At 29.8% G+C, this 18,459-nt stretch carries 16 protein-coding genes; 10 read left to right on the top strand and 6 right to left on the bottom strand.

Annotated features, from left to right (window positions below):
* The 9 genes from mraY to N5A56_RS03560 all read left to right on the top strand — a co-directional run bounded on the left by mraY (nucleotide 1) and on the right by N5A56_RS03560 (nucleotide 10,811).
* Complete coding sequence (gene mraY / locus N5A56_RS03600; protein WP_274270186.1) at nucleotides 1-1,227, top strand: phospho-N-acetylmuramoyl-pentapeptide-transferase; 1,227 nt, start codon at nucleotides 1-3, stop codon at nucleotides 1,225-1,227.
* Nucleotides 1,228-2,562 carry a UDP-N-acetylmuramoyl-L-alanine--D-glutamate ligase gene (gene murD, locus N5A56_RS03595; protein WP_265726345.1) on the top strand — a complete coding sequence of 445 codons (1,335 nt, stop codon included), beginning with the start codon at nucleotides 1,228-1,230 and terminating at the stop codon, nucleotides 2,560-2,562.
* Nucleotides 2,563-2,778: 216 nt separating this feature from the next.
* Nucleotides 2,779-3,960, top strand: a complete 1,182-nt coding sequence (locus N5A56_RS03590; protein ID WP_265726346.1) for an FtsW/RodA/SpoVE family cell cycle protein — start codon at nucleotides 2,779-2,781, stop codon at nucleotides 3,958-3,960.
* Nucleotides 3,947-5,038, top strand: a complete 1,092-nt coding sequence (murG, locus tag N5A56_RS03585; RefSeq protein WP_265726347.1) for an undecaprenyldiphospho-muramoylpentapeptide beta-N-acetylglucosaminyltransferase — start codon at nucleotides 3,947-3,949, stop codon at nucleotides 5,036-5,038. The genes N5A56_RS03590 and murG overlap by 14 nt, the downstream gene beginning before the upstream one ends.
* Complete coding sequence (gene murC, locus N5A56_RS03580; protein ID WP_265726348.1) at nucleotides 5,035-6,387, top strand: UDP-N-acetylmuramate--L-alanine ligase; 1,353 nt, start codon at nucleotides 5,035-5,037, stop codon at nucleotides 6,385-6,387. The genes murG and murC overlap by 4 nt, the downstream gene beginning before the upstream one ends.
* The gene (locus N5A56_RS03575; RefSeq protein ID WP_265726349.1) at nucleotides 6,377-7,102 is read left to right on the top strand and encodes a cell division protein FtsQ/DivIB; all 726 of its coding nucleotides are present in this window, start codon (nucleotides 6,377-6,379) and stop codon (nucleotides 7,100-7,102) included. The genes murC and N5A56_RS03575 overlap by 11 nt, the downstream gene beginning before the upstream one ends.
* A gap of 6 nt (nucleotides 7,103-7,108) precedes the next feature.
* Nucleotides 7,109-8,440 (top strand): cell division protein FtsA, encoded by a 1,332-nt coding sequence (gene ftsA, locus N5A56_RS03570; protein WP_265726350.1) that lies wholly within the window; start codon nucleotides 7,109-7,111, stop codon nucleotides 8,438-8,440.
* Between the two features lie 66 nt (nucleotides 8,441-8,506).
* Nucleotides 8,507-10,402 (top strand): cell division protein FtsZ, encoded by a 1,896-nt coding sequence (gene ftsZ / locus N5A56_RS03565; RefSeq protein WP_274270185.1) that lies wholly within the window; start codon nucleotides 8,507-8,509, stop codon nucleotides 10,400-10,402.
* 199 nt (nucleotides 10,403-10,601) lie between these two features.
* Entirely contained in the window at nucleotides 10,602-10,811 is a 210-nt protein-coding gene (locus tag N5A56_RS03560) for a hypothetical protein (RefSeq protein WP_265726351.1), read from the top strand.
* A 54-nt stretch (nucleotides 10,812-10,865) separates the two neighbouring features.
* Here the strand turns inward: N5A56_RS03560 and N5A56_RS03555 are convergent, their stop codons facing one another.
* A complete protein-coding gene (locus tag N5A56_RS03555) occupies nucleotides 10,866-12,053 on the bottom strand; it encodes a pyridoxal phosphate-dependent aminotransferase (protein ID WP_265726352.1) in 1,188 nt (395 codons plus the stop codon).
* A gap of 27 nt (nucleotides 12,054-12,080) precedes the next feature.
* Nucleotides 12,081-13,172 (bottom strand): fatty acid desaturase family protein, encoded by a 1,092-nt coding sequence (locus N5A56_RS03550; protein ID WP_274270184.1) that lies wholly within the window; start codon nucleotides 13,170-13,172, stop codon nucleotides 12,081-12,083.
* Nucleotides 13,173-13,293: 121 nt separating this feature from the next.
* Here N5A56_RS03550 and rsmG point away from each other — a divergent pair, with 121 nt between their 5' ends.
* A complete protein-coding gene (gene rsmG, locus N5A56_RS03545; RefSeq protein ID WP_265726353.1) occupies nucleotides 13,294-13,923 on the top strand; it encodes a 16S rRNA (guanine(527)-N(7))-methyltransferase RsmG in 630 nt (209 codons plus the stop codon).
* A 339-nt stretch (nucleotides 13,924-14,262) separates the two neighbouring features.
* On the opposite strand, the gene N5A56_RS03540 is transcribed toward rsmG, so the two are convergent.
* From N5A56_RS03540 to N5A56_RS03525, 4 genes are all read right to left on the bottom strand, one after another.
* Nucleotides 14,263-14,424 carry a hypothetical protein gene (locus N5A56_RS03540; RefSeq protein WP_265726354.1) on the bottom strand — a complete coding sequence of 54 codons (162 nt, stop codon included), beginning with the start codon at nucleotides 14,422-14,424 and terminating at the stop codon, nucleotides 14,263-14,265.
* A 102-nt stretch (nucleotides 14,425-14,526) separates the two neighbouring features.
* Nucleotides 14,527-15,225 (bottom strand): hypothetical protein, encoded by a 699-nt coding sequence (locus tag N5A56_RS03535; RefSeq protein ID WP_265726355.1) that lies wholly within the window; start codon nucleotides 15,223-15,225, stop codon nucleotides 14,527-14,529.
* Nucleotides 15,226-15,308: 83 nt separating this feature from the next.
* The gene (lysS, locus tag N5A56_RS03530) at nucleotides 15,309-17,003 is read right to left on the bottom strand and encodes a lysine--tRNA ligase (protein WP_265726356.1); all 1,695 of its coding nucleotides are present in this window, start codon (nucleotides 17,001-17,003) and stop codon (nucleotides 15,309-15,311) included.
* 278 nt (nucleotides 17,004-17,281) lie between these two features.
* Nucleotides 17,282-18,382, bottom strand: coding sequence for a DUF4407 domain-containing protein (locus N5A56_RS03525; RefSeq protein WP_265726357.1), 1,101 nt, complete (start codon nucleotides 18,380-18,382; stop codon nucleotides 17,282-17,284).
* Nucleotides 18,383-18,459: the final 77 nt, after the last annotated feature.

Here is an 18,459-nt window from a genome sequence, read left to right as displayed (position 1 = left end):
ATGCTGTATTATTTATTTGAATATTTAGAAAGTCAGTTTAGTATTCCAGGAGCGAGTGTGTTTCAGTTTATCACATTTAGAGCTGCTGCTGCGTTTATTCTGTCTTTGTTAATTTCTGCTATTTATGGTAAACGTATTATTAATTTCTTAAGAAATCAACAAGTAGGAGAAACGGTTAGAGATTTAGGTTTAGAGGGGCAAAAACAAAAAAGTGGTACTCCAACTATGGGCGGAATCATCATTATTTTAGCAACTTTAATTCCTGTAATTTTATTAGCAAAACTAGATAATATTTATGTTGTTATTCTTTTAATTACAACTGTTTGGATGGGTTTTATTGGTTTTTTAGACGATTATATAAAAGTGTTTAAGAAAGATAAAGCGGGTTTAAGCGGAAAATTTAAGGTTTTAGGACAAGTTGGTTTAGGGTTAATTGTTGGGTCAATGCTTTATTTTCATGATGATGTAACAATAAAAGAACAACTGCCAGTAGAGCAGCAAATCGTTCAAAAAAATGGAAGGAAAAAGGTTTTTGGTGAAGCTCATAAGTCAACTAAAACAACAGTGCCATTTTTTAAAAATAATGAATTAGATTACTCAAAAGCTTTGAGTTTTTTAGGAGATGGTTATGAAAAATATGGTTGGATCGTTTTTATTTTTATTACCGTTTTTATTGTTACTGGTATTTCTAACGGAGCAAATTTAACTGATGGAATTGATGGTTTAGCTGCAGGTTCATCAGCAATTATTGTTATTACGCTTGCAATTTTTGCTTGGGTTTCTGGTAATATAATTTTCGCAGATTATTTAGATGTTATGTATATACCAAAGTCTGGAGAAATGACTGTTTTTATTCTTGCGTTTGCAGGTGCTTTAATTGGTTTTCTTTGGTATAACACGTATCCTGCTCAGGTTTTTATGGGTGATACAGGTAGTTTAACAATTGGGGGTATTATAGCTGTTATAGCAATTGCTACTCGTAAAGAGTTGTTGCTGCCAATTTTAGCAGGAATCTTTGTAGTAGAAAACCTATCGGTAATCTTGCAGGTTTCTTGGTTTAAATATACTAGAAAGAAATTTGGAGAAGGAAGAAGAATATTTAGAATGTCGCCACTACATCATCATTACCAAAAATTGAGTTATCATGAAAGTAAGATTGTGGTACGTTTTTGGATTGTAGGAATTTTGTTAGCGGTGTTTGCAATTGTTACATTGAAATTAAGATAGATGAAAAGGTTAATTGTTCTTGGTGGAGGTGAAAGTGGTGTAGGAACTGCAATATTAGGAAAGCAAAAAGGATATGATGTTTTTGTTTCTGATAAAGGAGCAATGTCAAAAAAATATAAAGAAGTTCTTAAACATAACGAGATCGATTTTGAGGAAAATCAACATACAGAAAACAAAATTTTAAATGCTGATGTAGTGATGAAAAGCCCTGGAATTCCAGATAAAGTAGCTTTAGTTCAAAAATTGATAGAAAATTCTATTCCAGTTATTTCTGAAATTGAATTTGCAGCACAATTTACAACGGCAAGTATTATTGGAATTACAGGTTCTAATGGGAAAACCACAACAACATTATTAGTATATCATATACTAAAAAATGCAGGTTTAAATGTTGGTGTTGCAGGAAATATTGGAGATAGTTTTGCGCAACAGGTAGCAGAACATTCTTTTGATAATTATGTGTTAGAATTAAGTAGTTTTCAGTTGGATGGAATTGAAAAATTCAATTCTCATATTGCTGTTTTAACAAATATTACACCAGATCATTTAGATAGATATGAGTACGATTTTAATAAATATATAGATTCAAAATTTCGAATTACAAAAAATCAAACGGCATCAGATTTTTTAATTTATGATGCAGATGACGAAGCCATTAATAAATGGTTATTAGAAAATAAAACAAGTGCGAAATTAGTTCCGTTTTCACTTGAAAAAAAATTAGAGTACGGAGCTTACGTAGAAGACAACAATATAATTATCAATATTACTAAAGATAGAATTAACATGCCTATATCAACTTTATCAACTAAAGGGAAACATAATACAAAGAACGCGATGGCAGCAACAATGGCTGCTCAATTATTAAAAGTTAGAAAGCAAAATATAAAAGAGAGTTTAGAAGATTTTGAAGGGGCAGAACATCGTTTAGAAAATGTAGCTAAAGTTAGAGAAGTAGAATATATAAACGATTCTAAAGCAACAAATGTAAATGCTACTTTTTATGCTTTAGAATGTATGGAAAAAACTACAGTTTGGATTGTTGGTGGTGTAGATAAAGGAAATGATTATAATGATTTGTTACCGTTGGTTAGAGAAAAGGTAAAAGCAATTGTTTGTTTAGGTCTTGATAATGAAAAAATTAAAAACACGTTTGGTAATGTTGTAGATATTATTGTTGAAACTGCAGGTGCAGAAGAAGCGGTTAAAGTTTCTCAAAAATTAGCAGAAAAAGGTGAGGCTGTTTTATTGTCGCCAGCTTGTGCAAGTTTTGATTTGTTTGAGAGTTATGAAGATAGAGGACGTCAATTTAAAGCAGCAGTTAGAAACCTATAAATGTTTAATCGTGTAATTGTTTATTTGTTTAATTGTGAGAGTGTTTTTAAAGTATATGTTGATAACTTGTTATGAGTTTCAGTTTGAATTTATGTAGTCTTTTTTTAACACTTTAAAAACTAAAAACTAAAAACTAAAAACTAAAAACTAAAAACTAAAAACTAAAAACTAAAAACTAAAAACTAAAAACTAAAAACTAAAAACTAAAAACTAACAGTGAAAACCATTTTCGAACATATAAAAGGAGATAAAACCATTTGGGCAATTGTTGCTATTTTGGCAATATTCTCATTTATGCCTGTGTATAGCGCAAGTACAAATTTGGTGTATGTTGTTGGTGCGGGTTCTACTTTAGGGTATTTGTTAAAACACATGGTTTTATTAATTATGGGATTTGGTATTATTTACGGAGTTCATAAAATACCGTATAGATATTTTTCTGGTGGTTCCGTTTTAATGTTACCAATTGTTATTCTTCTGTTGTTTATTACGTTAATGCAAGGAACCACGATTGGAGGAGCAAATGCAAGTAGATGGATTCGTATTGCTGGTATTGGATTTCAGACTTCTACATTAGCAGGTTTAGTTTTAATGGTTTATGTGGCAAGATATTTGGCAAAAAACAAAGAAAAAGAAATTAGTTTTAAAGATAGTTTGTTGCAACTTTGGTTGCCTGTAGGTCTTGTTTTAATATTGATATTACCTGCAAACTTTTCTACAACCGCTATTATTTTTGTGATGATTTTAATTGTTACATTCATAGGTGGTTACCCTTTAAAACATATAGGAATTATTTTAGGAGCAGGTATTTTTGCTTTGATGTTTTTTATTTTAGTAGCAAAAGCCTTTCCTGATGCAATGCCAAACAGAGTGCAAACTTGGCAAAGTAGAATAGAAAGTTTTTCTGATTCAGAAAATAAAGAAGCATACCAAGTAGAGAAAGCGAAAATAGCCATTGCAACTGGTGGTCCTGTAGGTGTTGGTCCTGGAAAAAGTGTGCAAAAAAACTTTTTACCTCAATCTTCTTCAGATTTTATTTTTGCAATAATTATTGAAGAATATGGGTTTGTTGGTGGTTTTGTAATTATCTCTATTTACTTTTTATTGTTGTTTAGAATTTTTGTTGTTATTAGAAAAACGACAACAATTTTTGGAACCTTATTGGTTATAGGAGTCGGTTTGCCAATTGTTTTTCAGGCAACCATTAATATGGCTGTTGCTACAAATTTATTTCCCGTTACAGGGCAAACATTACCATTAATAAGTAGTGGTGGTACTTCTATTTGGATGACTTGTTTTGCATTAGGTATGATACTTAGCGTAAGCGCATCAAAAGAAGATACCGAAGAAGATATTTTAGATGATAACCCTTTAGATATTTTGCATGAAACCATATAATATACTTATTTCTGGAGGCGGAACTGGAGGTCATATTTATCCAGCGATTGCAATTGCAAACGAGATTAAATTACGGTATCCTGATGCTAATTTTTTGTTTGTAGGAGCAAAAGATAGGATGGAAATGGAAAAAGTTCCGCAAGCGGGATATGATATAAAAGGTTTGTGGATTTCTGGAGTGCAAAGAAAATTAACAATAGAAAACTTGTCTTTTCCTTTTAAATTGATAAGTAGTTTATGGAAGTCTAGAAGGATTATAAAAAAGTTTAAACCAGATGTAGCTATTGGTACTGGTGGTTTTGCAAGCGGACCAGCTTTAATAATGGCAAATAGAAAAGGGATTCCAACCTTAATACAAGAACAGAATTCTTTTCCTGGAATAACGAATAAATTATTAAGTAAAAAATCAAAAAAGATTTGTGTTGCTTATGATAATTTAGAACGTTTTTTTCCTTCGGATAAAATTGTGAAAACAGGAAATCCTGTTCGTCAAGATTTATTGTCAATTCATTCTAAAAAAGAAGAAGGAAAACAGTTTTTTAAGTTAGATAAAACTAAAAAAACAATTTTGGTTTTAGGCGGAAGTTTAGGGGCAAGAAAAATAAATGAATTAGTAGAAAGTAATTTAGACTTCTTCAAGAATCAAGAAGTAGAAGTTATTTGGCAGTGTGGAAAATTATATTTTGATGAATATAAAAAATATTCTGAGCTAGAATATGTGCAAGTACATCAATTTGTAAATAGAATGGATTTAGCTTATGCATCTGCAGATATTATAATTTCTAGAGCAGGAGCAAGTTCTGTATCAGAATTATGTATAGTTGGTAAACCGGTAATTTTTATTCCGTCGCCAAATGTAGCAGAAGATCATCAAACCAAAAATGCAAAATCAATTGCTGATAAACATGGTGCAATTTTGTTAAAAGAAAGCGAGTTAGAAACTTTTTCGATTGTTTTTGAAACGCTTTTAAAAGATAAAGGTAAACAAGAACACTTGTCAGAAAATATAAAAGAATTAGCATTACCAGATGCAACAACAGATATTGTAAACGAAATTGAAAAATTATTAAAGAAGTGAATTTAGAAAATATACATAACATTTATTTTGTTGGCATTGGCGGTATTGGAATGAGCGCGATTGCTCGTTACTTTGGAGCTAATCGTAAACAAGTGGCTGGTTATGATAAAACACCTTCTCAAATTACAATAGATTTGGAAAGTTTAGGCGTAGATATTCATTTTGAAGATGCTTTGAAAAATATTCCAATTTCATTTTTAAATAAAGATAAAACTTTGGTTGTTTACACGCCAGCGGTTCCTTCTAATCATGTTGAGTTAAATTATTTTTTAAATAATGATTTTACAGTCTTAAAAAGATCTGAAGTTTTAGGTAAAATTACTGAAACAACTCTTTGTTTAGCGGTTGCGGGTACACATGGTAAAACAACAACTTCCTCTATTTTAGGGCATATTATGCATCAAAAGAAAGCAACTTCTTTTTTAGGTGGAATTGCAGAAAATTATAATTCAAATTTAATTTTAGGAGAAGATAAAATATCGGTTGTTGAAGCAGATGAATTTGATAGATCTTTCTTAAAATTGAGTCCAAATATTGCTTGTGTAACCTCTATGGATGCTGATCATTTGGATATTTATGGAGATTCGGATGCTTTAAACGAATCGTTTATAGAGTTTGCAAATAAAGTAACTGATACTTTAATTGTAGCAAAAGGTTTGCCTTTACAAGGTTTAACATATGCAGTAAATGAAGATGCAGATTATAGGGCTTTTAATATAAAAATTGAAAGTGGGAAGTATGTTTTTGATGTTCAAACACCATCAGAAACTATAAAAAATATTGAGTTCCATTTACCAGGAAAGCATAATGTAATGAATGCTTTGGCTGCTTTGGCAATGGCAGATGTATATGGTGTTTCTTTAGAAGATATAAAACAAAGTTTATCAACCTTTAAAGGAGTAAAGCGTAGATTTTCATATAAAATTAAAACAAATGATTTTGTTTTAATTGATGATTATGCGCATCATCCTACAGAAATAAATGCGGTGGAGAATTCTGTAAGAGAAATGTATCCAAACGAAAAAGTGGCCATTGTTTTTCAGCCACATTTGTTTACAAGAACAAGAGATTTTATTGATGACTTTGCATTAGCATTGTCAAAATTTGATGAAATATTGTTGTTAGATATTTATCCAGCAAGAGAAAAACCAATTATTGGTGTTAATTCTAAATGGTTACTTGAAAAGGTCTTACATAAGAATAAAAAATTGACACAAAAAAATAATTTAGTAAAAGATATTAAAAATTCATCAGCCAAAATAGTTGTAATGTTAGGCGCAGGTGATATTGGAGTAATGATAAATGAAGTGACAGAGCAACTTTTAAAATTTAAAAAAAATGAAGATTAAAAGGTTGTTAAAATACGTTACATTACTAATGTTAATAGTAAGTGTAGGGTTTTTGTATAGCTTTTCATCGGCTAGAAATTCACAAAAAAAAGTATCTGAAATTGTTGTGGAATTTGAAGAAGGAGACAATAATTTTTTGACACATTCGATGGTTAATAAATTGTTAATACAAAATAATGAAACAGTACAAAACCAAGCAAAATCTGTAATAAATTTATACGGTTTAGAAAATAAGGTTTCAGAAAATCCTTATGTAGAAGATGTTTCTGTTTTTTTAACTATAGATGGTAAGCTTAAATCAGTTGTTAAACAACGCACTCCGGTGTTAAGAATTATTTCTGAAAACGAATCTTATTATGTTGATAAACAAGGGGTAAAAGTGCCATTGTCTAGCAGTTATTCTGCAAGAGTATTGTTGGTTTCTGGTATTGAAAATGAAGCGGAAATTAAGGTTGTTTTGGAGCTAGTTTCGCTTATTTTGGAAGACAATTTTTTGCAAAAAGAAATTGTTGGAATTGAGAAATCTGACGTAGATGAGTATCAATTTACAGTAAGAAGTGGAAATTATAAAATTGATTTTGGTAAATTAATCGATGTCGATATAAAATTTAAGAAGTTAAAAGCGTTTTATAATAAAACATTTGAAGATAAAACGATTAATAATTATAAAACAATAAATTTAAAATATCACAACCAAGTTGTGTGCACTAAATAAATCAAAATGGAAGACAATAAATTAGCTGTTGGTTTAGATATTGGTACAACCAAAATTGTTGCAATGATCGGTCGAAAGAACGAATATGGTAAAATAGAAGTTGTTGGTATTGGTAAAGCTAAAAGTTTAGGTGTAAAGCGTGGAGTTGTAAGTAATATAACGCAAACAATACAATCTATACAGCAAGCAGTTGACGAAGCAGAAAGTGTATCTGGAGTAAAAATAGACGATGTTGTAGTAGGTATAGCGGGTCAACACATTAGAAGTTTGCACCATAGCGATTATATTACTAGAAGTAATGCAGATGAAGTAATTGATGAAGACGATATTGAAGATTTAGTAAATCAAGTTCATAAATTGGTAATGTTACCTGGAGAAGAGATAATCCATGTTTTACCTCAAGAATTTAAAGTAGATTCTCAAGCAGATATCAAAGAACCAATTGGGATGTATGGTGGTCGTTTAGAGGCTAATTTTCATGTTGTAGTTGGTCAAGTATCTTCAATAAGAAACATTGGAAGATGTGTTAAAAGTGCAGATTTAGGGTTAAATGAAATTACTTTAGAGCCATTAGCTTCAGCTTCAGCTGTTTTAAGTCAGGAAGAAAAAGAAGCAGGTGTTGCTTTAATAGATATAGGTGGTGGAACAACAGATTTAGCTATTTTTAAAGACGGAATCATTCGTCATACTGCAGTAATTCCTTTTGGAGGAAATGTTATTACAGATGATATTAAAGAAGGATGTTCGATCATAGAAAAACAAGCCGAATTATTAAAAATTAAATTTGGTTCTGCTTGGCCAGGAGAAAATAAAGAAACTGAAATTGTTTCTATACCTGGATTAAGAGGTCGAGAACCAAAGGAAATTACGCTTAAAAATTTATCAAAAATTATACATGCAAGAGTTCAAGAAATTATAGAGCATGTATATTTAGAAATAAAAAACTATGGACATGAAACTGCAAAAGGAAAATTAATTGCAGGTATTGTTTTAACAGGTGGAGGTTCTCAACTAAAGCATTTACGCCAGTTAGTAGAATATATTACTGGTATGGACGCAAGAATTGGTTTTCCTAATGAGCATTTAGCAGGCGATTCTGATGAAATTTTGTCAAGCCCTTCATATGCAACTGCAGTTGGATTATTAATGGTAGGTCTAGAGAAAGACATTAAAGTTGAAGAAGTAGAAGAGGTTGTAGAAGAAATAATTTCTGAAACTAATGAGAAAGAAGTTGAAGAAATACAACCAAGAGTGGTAGAAAAACCGAAACCAAAAAAGAAATCTTTTTTCGAGAAATTTACAGAAGGATTAAAAGATTTTTTAGACAACGCTGAATAAAATTCAGCAAATAATTAAGAATAAAAGAACAAACAACAATAAAAACCTAAAAAGATAAACGTTATTATGAGCTCAGAATTCGATAACATTTTATTTGACATGCCAAAAACACAATCTAACACCATTAAAGTAATTGGTGTTGGAGGTGGTGGAAGCAATGCAGTAAATCACATGTTCACACAAAGCATAAAAGGAGTAGATTTTGTAATCTGTAATACAGATTCACAAGCTCTAGAAAATAGTCCAATCCCTAATAAAATACAGTTAGGTGCTACTTTAACATCTGGTTTAGGTGCAGGTGCAAATCCAGAAATTGGAGCGCAGGCAGCTAAAGAAAGTATGCAAGAGATTCAGCAAATGTTAAATACCCAAACAAAAATGGTATTTATAACTGCAGGAATGGGAGGTGGAACTGGTACAGGAGCTGCTCCAATAATAGCGAAAATTGCAAAAGATATGGACATTTTAACTGTTGGTATTGTAACAATGCCATTTGCTTTCGAAGGGAAAAGACGTTCAAAACAAGCGCAGTTAGGAATTGATCAATTACGTCAAAATGTAGATTCTTTAATTGTAATTAATAATAATAAATTACGTGAAGTTTATGGTAATTTAGGTTTTAAAGCAGGTTTTTCTAAAGCTGATGAAGTTTTATCTACAGCGTCTAAAGGTATTGCAGAAGTTATAACACATCATTATAAACAAAATATTGATTTACATGATGCTAAAACGGTACTTTCTAATAGTGGAACTGCAATTATGGGGTCTGCAAAAGAAGAAGGACAAGACAGAGCAAAAACTGCTATTGTTAAAGCTTTAGATTCGCCATTATTAAATGATAATAAAATTACAGGAGCTAAGAATGTATTGTTGTTAATTGTTTCTGGTAAAAGCGAAGTTACTTTAGATGAGATTGGAGAAATCAATGACTACATTCAAGATGAAGCTGGTTATGATGCTAATATTATTATGGGTATTGGAGAAGATGATGATTTAGGTGAGTCTATTGCTGTTACGATTGTAGCAACTGGTTTTGCTTCAGATCAACAAAATACTATTACTAATACAGAAGTGAAAAAAATTATTCACACTTTAGAAGATGAGCAAAAAGCTACTTATAATTTTTCTGAGCAAACTGTAACAAAATCACCAACTTTAAATACGCCGCTTTCGAATGTTGTAGAAAAGAAAATTGTACATACTTTAGACGATGATATAGTAGATACTAAACCTAAAATGGATTTAGTGGCAACAAATAATATTATTGCCAGTATGCCTGTAGCTTTTGAAGAAGTTACAATAGATACAGTTTCTGAAGATGATTTTATAATTACCGAGGCTGATAAAGTTGAAGAGAAAATAGAAGAAACAACTAGTCAATTTCAAGGAGATTTATTGTTTGATTTACCTTTAAAATCTACCGAAGTAAAATCTGATGAAGAGATTAGGTTTAATTTAAATGTAGAAAAGGAGTTAAATATTAATGAGATAAAAGTATTTGGTGCTCAGCATATTAAAGCAGAAAAGCAAGAAGTTGAAAAAAGATACATTTTAGAAGATTTTGATGCTCAACCTACTATTGGAAAAAGCTCTAGTTTTGTAGATAAGAAAATCGTTGAAGAAGAAGAAATTAAATTTGAATTAAAGTCGACTCCATCTCAAACAGCAATTAATGAGATAGAGACTTTAAGCGAAGAAGTTTCCCCTTTAGACCTAACCATTGCAGAATTGCAAAAAAGAGCTGAAGAAAGACGTAAAAAAATGAAAGGATTCAATTATAAGTTTAATGATCAATTAAACAAAAATATTGATGAAATTGAGCGACAGCCAGCATATAAAAGATTAGGTGTAGATTTAGATAAAAATGCAGCTATTAGTAAAACAGAAACTGCACTTAAAAAGAATAATGATGATTTAGGTTTTAAATCGAATAATTCTTTTTTACATGATAATGTAGATTAATTATAATTTCTTAAAATTTAAAAATCACATCTTATTAAGATGTGATTTTTTGTTTTATAGAACTTTTTTCATTTTTTTCTGATTGCCGTAAACTATAAACACTACAGAAATGATGTTTCTTTCTGATTTTTAAAATTTTAGTGTGTAACATTGTTTCTTAATGCTCGTCTAAACTATGTAATCAATTAAACTAAATATTATGAAATCAGCATACTCATCATCAGTAGAAAGAGGAATTTTAACATCTACCTATAAAAGAGAAATAAGAGAAAGTGTCGCAACTTCAAAAAATGTATCTTTATCTAAAATTAAATCTCTAATGGTTAATAATGATAGATTAGAAAGTCAAACAGGAACTATTTTAAGAGTTTCACTTTTTGCTATTGCTATTGTAATGATTAGTTTTTAAGGCAAAAAAATCTCACAGCTATACTGTGAGATTCATAAGTAAATATGTTTTAGTTTAACCTAAAGCTTCTTTAATTCTTTTAGTTGCTTCTCTAATTTGTAATTCTGAAGCGGCATAAGATAAACGGATACAATTTGGAGCTCCAAAAGCATCACCAGTAACAGTAGCTACATTTGCTTTTTCTAAAATAAATAAAGAAAAGTCGCTTGCGTTATTAATAGTAACTCCATTTATTGTTTTACCAAAGAAATCAGAAACATCAGGAAAAACATAAAAGGCTCCTTCAGGGACATTTACTTTAAATCCATCAATTTCTCTTAATAATCCAATTATAATATCTCTACGAGTTTTAAATTCGTCTACCATAAACTGAATTTTAGAAACAGGTGCTAAAACTGCAGTAATAGCTGCTCTCTGAGCAATACAATTAGTTCCGGATGTAATTTGTCCTTGCATTTTTGTACATGCTTTAGCAATCCATTCTGGAGCTCCAATATAACCAACTCTCCAACCTGTCATAGCAAATGCTTTTGCTAAACCGTTTACTGTAATTGTTCTATCATACATGCTTTCTATTGAGGCAAAACTAAAAGGTTTTGAATCGTAATTTACATGTTCATATATTTCATCAGACAAGATGAAAACTCTTGGATGTTTTTCTAAAACTGCAGCTAATGCTCTGTATTCAGTTTCGCTATAAATTGTACCACTTGGGTTGTTTGGCGAGTTAAAGAAAATCATTTTAGTTTTTGGGGTAATAGAAGCTTCTAATTGTTCTGGAGTAATTTTAAAATCATTCTCTATAGAAGAAGGTATTTCTACATAAGTTGCTTCACACAAGGTAGCAATTGCAGAGTAACTAACCCAATATGGTGCTGGTAATAAAACTTCATCACCAGGGTTTAATAAAACTTGCGCTATGTTTGCAATAGATTGTTTTGCACCTGTAGAAACTACGATTTGACTTGGTTTATACACTAAGTTATTATCACGCTTAAATTTTACGCAAATAGCTTCTTTTAATTCTGCATACCCATCTACTGGAGTATAAGAATTGTAATTTTGATTAATGGCTTCAATAGCAGCATCTTTTATAAAATCTGGTGTGTTAAAGTCTGGTTCACCCAAACTTAAACCAATAATATCTTTTCCTTCTGCTCTTAATTCTCTTGCTTTTGCAGCCATTGCTAAAGTTTGAGATACAGGTAAACTGTTAATTCTGTCCGATAATGGATGTTTCATTGTTAATTTTAGTTGTGTGTTTTACTATTAAGCTATTTCAGGTTTTTGTCCTAAAACCCCTAAATGTCTAAAATGTTCTACAACGGCTTTTCTCATTGTTTCGTATTCGTTGTAAGGCAAGTTAAACTCCTTAGCAGTTTCTTTTACAATTTTAGCTAATTTATCATAATGTACATGAGAAATATGAGGGAAAATATGATGTTCAACCTGATGATTTAAACCACCTGTATAGAAATTAACCAACCAGTTACTAGGTGCAAAGTTAGAAGTTGTGTACAATTGGTGGACTGCCCAAGTGTGCTCTAAATTTCCATCTTTATCTGGAATTGGCATTTCTGTATTGGGTACAATATGTGCTAATTGAAACACTAAACTTAAAATCATACCAGCAGTATAATGCATTACAAAAAAGCCTATTAGAACTTTCCACCAAGAAATATCTAGTACTAAGAGAGGTAAAACAATCCAAAGTGCATAATAAACTATTTTAGAAATAATTAATTTAGTCCATTCTGTAGCAGGATTAGGAAATTTACCATAAGATAGTTTTCTTTTTAAATAACTATGCATTTGTTTAACATCTGTAGTAATCGCCCAGTTTATAGTAAGTAAGCCATATAAGAAAATAGAATAGTATTTCTGAAGTTTATGAATTTTCATCCATTCTGCATGCTTAGAAAATCGAATGATTCTTCCTGCGTCTATATCTTCATCATGATCTTTAATATTTGTAAATGTATGGTGTAGAACATTGTGTTGCACTTTCCAATTATATACATTACCAGCAAGTATATAAATACTACTTCCCATTAATTTGTTTACCCATTTTCTTTTAGAAAAAGACTCATGGTTGGCATCGTGCATAACATTCATACCAACACCAGCCATTCCTATTCCTGTAATTACCATTAATAAAACCATTGCCCATTGTGGCATAGAAACGGTTAATATTAAAATAAAAGGTATTAAAAACAATGAAAACATAATAATTGCTTTAGAATACAATTTCCAGTTTCCTGTTCTTTTAATATCGTTTTCTTTAAAATAGGTATTTACTCTTTTATTTAAAGTTCTAAAGAACTTTGCTTTATCAACTCTCGAGAAGTTTATTGTTTTCATATATTATAAATAATAATGCAAAAATATGGTATTTAAAATAGCTTTATATGATAAACGTCAGATTTTGTTAAGAATTGTCTGTTCTAAATAACTATTTTTGCAGTTCTAACTTATTTTATTGATGGAAATTATACACAAGTATTTTAAAAATTTATCTGAAACTCAAATAGAACAATTTTCTAAATTACAAGATTTATATAAAGATTGGAATTTAAAAATTAATGTTGTTTCAAGAAAAGATATTGATGAATTGTATTTACGCCATGTTTTACATTCTTTAGGTATTGCTAAAGTAATGTCTTTTAAACCAGGATCTAACGTTTTAGATGTTGGTACAGGTGGTGGTTTTCCTGGTATTCCATTGGCAATATTATTTCCAGAAACACAATTTCATTTGGTAGATTCTATTGGAAAAAAAATAAAGGTAGTAAATGAAGTTGTTGCTGGTTTAGGTATAGAAAACGTAAAAACTTCTAACTGTAGGGTAGAAGAAATTAAAGATACTTATGATTTTATAGTAAGTAGAGCAGTAGCACAAATGGAAACTTTTGTAGGTTGGACAAAAGGTAGAATTGCTAAAAAGCAAAACCACGATTTAAAAAACGGAATACTTTATTTAAAAGGAGGCGATTTAACAGAGGAATTAAAATTATATACTTCTGCAACCATTTATAATTTACCAGATTATTTTGATGAAAATTTTTACGAAACTAAAAAAGTAGTGCATTTAGGTATGAAGTTTAAAAATTAATTTAATCTAAGTATTTTGGTGTAAGCTAAAATATCTTCTTTGTAATAATGTCCCATTTTTTGGATATAATTTCCGTTTTTATGAAACATAAGTAAATCCCAACAATCTTTTTTAACAAGAAAAAATTTATTTAACAGATAGTTGTCGTAATCTTTAAAGTAGTGTTTATAATCTAAATATTTTTTTGGCTTTTGAAGCATCAGAATAAATATGTATAACTTTAGATTGAGGTAAATCTAATTCGGCATAAAATTTTTCCCACGATTTTTGACTTTCGCTAATGTTTTTGTAATTATTAAAAAGACAATGAGATCTAGGTGGTTTATAATTAATATTTCTTTATCTCCCAAAAAAATAAGTTTTTGTTAAATAATCTATTTCAGTTTGTGAAATTTTACCTTCAAAATCTGGTGGTAAAACAGTTTTTTCTTTAACAGTTTTTTTAGTTTCTGCACACCCTATAATTAGAGTTAGCATAATAAGTAAAAGCGTTTTTTTCATAGTATCAATTTTCTTCTTATTCAAAAATAAACTATTTAGAGTAAAGTGTTTTCATAAATAGCGTATTTAAATGAAGTAAAAGAAAAAAATAATATTACTTACTTAACAAATTAATAAAAGTCTGTTTTCTCCTGTATTTTCTTTTGGAGCTCTATGAATACAAGGTAAAACGTTACTTTCTGGATGATCAACTGCTAGTTTCCATAAATTGCAATTACCTAAATTAATAGGTTGTGCATTTGGTTTAGCTTGATAATGTAAATCAAAAAAATATTCAGTTAAAAACTCTTCAAAACCATTTTCTGAGCCATCATATAATTTTTTAAGTTCCTCACGAATTTCTGGAATAAGAATTTTTTGTGTGGCTTTAGAGTTTTCTATGATTTCACTTGGTGTTCCATAATAAGTACATAAAAAAGTTTCTGTTGGTATTGGAGAACGATCTACATGAAAAGAATAAACATCTGTAGGGAAAAACGGAAAACTATCATCTCTATCATAATTTTTTATAATATTTATAATAGGAGAAGCTCCATGTTTTTTTAATAATTTTAAATCGTTTATAATAATTTCACGTGCAATTTGTCCTTTTTTACTTAATTGAAGTGTTAATAATTGCGCTACGTTTACTTCTGTGATATTTCTGTTTATTGTAAATTTATTAATAATTTCAGAAAAATCACCTTCTAAGGTACGATTCCAGCACATGGCATTTAAATCTCCTTGAAATTTAGAGGAAATGAGTGCTTCAAAATTTTTTACAATTTGAATTTGATTTTTAGAATTAGATAACTTGACCATAATAAAGTTTTTAGAAATATTATTAATAATAAAAAAGGAACTACATTGCTGTAATTCCTTTATTTATATCATTAAAGTTATTGTTATAAAACTTCTACAAACAAACCTTCATCTGTTTTAGAAACTTTAGCAACCTCTTTTTTAGTTAAACCTTTTATGGCCTTGTCCCATTTTTTATTAGATAAACCAGATTGAGTTTTCAACTCATTTAAATCAATTTTTTCTGCTTTAGTTATAATTGTAAGTAAAGCTTTCTCCTCATCATTCAATTCAATAGAAGAAGCTTTCTTTTCAGGTCTCATTTGAGGAAAGAAAAGCACTTCTTGTATAGATTGATTATTCGTTAAAAACATAATTAAGCGGTCCATTCCAATTCCCATTCCAGATGTTGGAGGCATACCATATTCTAAAGCTCGTAAGAAATCTTCATCTATAAATTCTGTAGCTTCATCATCTCCTTTTTGAGCTAATTTTAATTGATGTTCAAAACGCTCACGTTGGTCAATTGGATCATTTAATTCAGAATATGCGTTAGCAATTTCTTTACCACAAACCATTAGCTCAAAACGCTCTGTTAATTCAGGATTATCTCTATGTTCTTTACAAAGAGGAGACATTTCCTTCGGGTAATCAGTAATAAAAGTTGGTTGAATGTAGTTTCCTTCACATTTTTCACCAAAAATTTCATCAATTAATTTCCCTTTACCCATAGTTGCATCTACCTCAATATTCATCGATTTAGCTGCTTCTCTAATTTCATCTTCCGTTTTACCAGTAATATCAAAACCAGTAAAATGCTTAATAGAATCTGCCATAGTAACTCTTGCGTAAGGAGCCTTAAAATCTATTTTATGTTCACCAAAAGTAGCTTCAGAAGTACCGTTTACAGCAATAGCACAATGCTCTAAAAGTTGCTCTGCAAAATCCATCATCCAATTGTAATCTTTGTACGAAACATAGATTTCCATGGCTGTAAACTCAGGATTATGAGTTCTATCCATTCCTTCGTTTCTAAAGTTTTTAGAAAACTCATACACACCATCAAAACCACCAACAATTAATCTTTTCAAATATAATTCGTTTGCAATTCTCATGTATAATGGAATATCTAAAGAATTATGATGTGTTATAAATGGTCTTGCTGCAGCTCCTCCAGGAATTGGTTGTAAAACTGGCGTTTCAACTTCAAAATACCCAGCGTCGTTAAAAAACGATCGCATTGCATTAAACAATTTTGTTCTTTTAATAAATACTTCTTTTACATGCGGATTTACAACTAAATCTGCGTAACGTTGTCTATAACGCATTTCTGGGTCTGTAAAAGCGTCAAAAGTAACACCATCTTTTACCTTTGGCATTGGTAAAGGTTTTAAAGCTTTACTTAATAATGTAAAAGATTTTACTTTTACGGTTTTCTCGCCAACTTTAGTTGTAAATAATTCACCTTCTATACCAACAAAATCACCTAAATCTAATAGTTTTTTAAAAACATCATTATATAAAGATTTGTCTTCGCCAGTACAAATTTCATCTCTATTAAAATACACTTGTATTCTACCTTCACCATCTTGTAACTGCGCAAAAGAAGCTTTTCCTTGAATATTAATAGACATTAATCTACCAGCAATAATTACCTTTTTCCCTTCCTCATATTTCTTCTTTATATCCGTTGAATTAGAATCGATTGGAAATAAATCTGCAGGATAAGGATTGATGCCTAAAGCACGTAGTTTTACGAGCTTTTCTCTACGTACAACTTCTTGTTCTGATAATTGCATTTGCTGTTTAATTTTTCTGATGTTTATTAAAGGCAGCAAAGATACAATCAATTGAATTAATAGACAATTGAGAAAATTATAAAAAAGAACATATTTATTTGCGAATACTGAAAAACTATGTATATTTGCAGGCTGTTTTTTAAGAAAAGCAGCATTTAGTTGTGTTGTTTTGGCATTTTAGTAAAAATGTCGTGGTTTTGTTAACCAATGGAAAGCTTCCCTGAAATGGGACGCTTTTTTTATTTTAAAGAAATTATAAAGTTTTTAAAAAGAAGTAATTATAACATTTTTTGTTGTTTTTTATAAAAAGAATCTGCTTGTAGTTTCATTAAATCTCTTGCAATCTTCTGCTTGTAGTTATATAAATCTTCTTCCTCAGAAATATCTTTATATACTTTATTGTCTATAACTATATCAGCTTTTAGCATTTGTTCTCTTTGTTGCACTTGTTGTTTTACCAATGTTTTAATCGCAGTTTCATAATCTTCTAATTTAAAATCATACTCGCCTTTTTGAGCTAATAACTTTGCAATTATTGGAGATGTTTCAATTGCTAAAAACAGCAAAAAGATAAAGAATGATGGTAACCAAGGCAATTTTCCAAGAGCATCTATTCTGGCCATTAATCCATCAAAATTAGATATTATAGGCTGTGATTTTATTTCTGTTAATTTCTGTTTTTCTATTAATGATACAATTGCGCTTTCTTTTTGTTTTATTTTTTCTGAATTGTCTTTTTTCAACTGATTTAAAGCAGCTAAAGAATCATCATGTTTTGCTCTTTTTTCTTCATAAACAGGTCCTTTTCCTAATTTTTTAGTTCCTTTTCTACCTTCTGCCTCTGCAATATAAGTTTCGTAAAGAATATTTGTTTCATTTTCTTTAGATGTGATTTCTTGTTTTAAGACAGCAATTTCAGAATTTATTGATTCAATTTCTGGTGTAAATTGTTCTGCAATCTGTGTTTTATTATCCAAAGTCATTTGATTCTTTTCAGTCAATAAAACATTATTGATTTCTTTCTCAAATAATTTTAATTCTAAAGGTTTAGAAATAACAATAGCAATTATAATTGCTAAAATAATTCTTGGTGATGCTTGTAAAAATTCTTTAAACTTAGAATCAGTTTTTTTAATGGTGGAAACAATAAATCGATCTAAGTTAAAAATTAATAATCCCCAGATAACACCAAAAGCAATTGCTGCGTATATATTATCAAAAACAGTAAACAAGGCATAACTACCAGCAATAGTTGCCATCACAGCGGTAAAAAATACAGTGGCTCCAATACCAACATATTTATTTTGCTCGCCATTAGCGCAGTTTTCTAAAATATTTTTGTCAGCTCCAGAACAAGTAATAAAGAATTTTTTAAGCACAGATTTATATTTTATATACTATTAGAACGTGTTTGTAGTAAAATTGTTACATGAAAAAGCCTCACATTGTGAGGCTT

Origin of the sequence: Polaribacter ponticola, assembly GCF_026191475.2 — a bacterium.
Classification (GTDB): Bacteria; Bacteroidota; Bacteroidia; order Flavobacteriales; family Flavobacteriaceae; genus Polaribacter; species Polaribacter ponticola.
The sequence above is the reverse complement of the archived record's forward strand: the minus strand, read 5'-3'. Positions and strand labels throughout refer to the sequence as shown.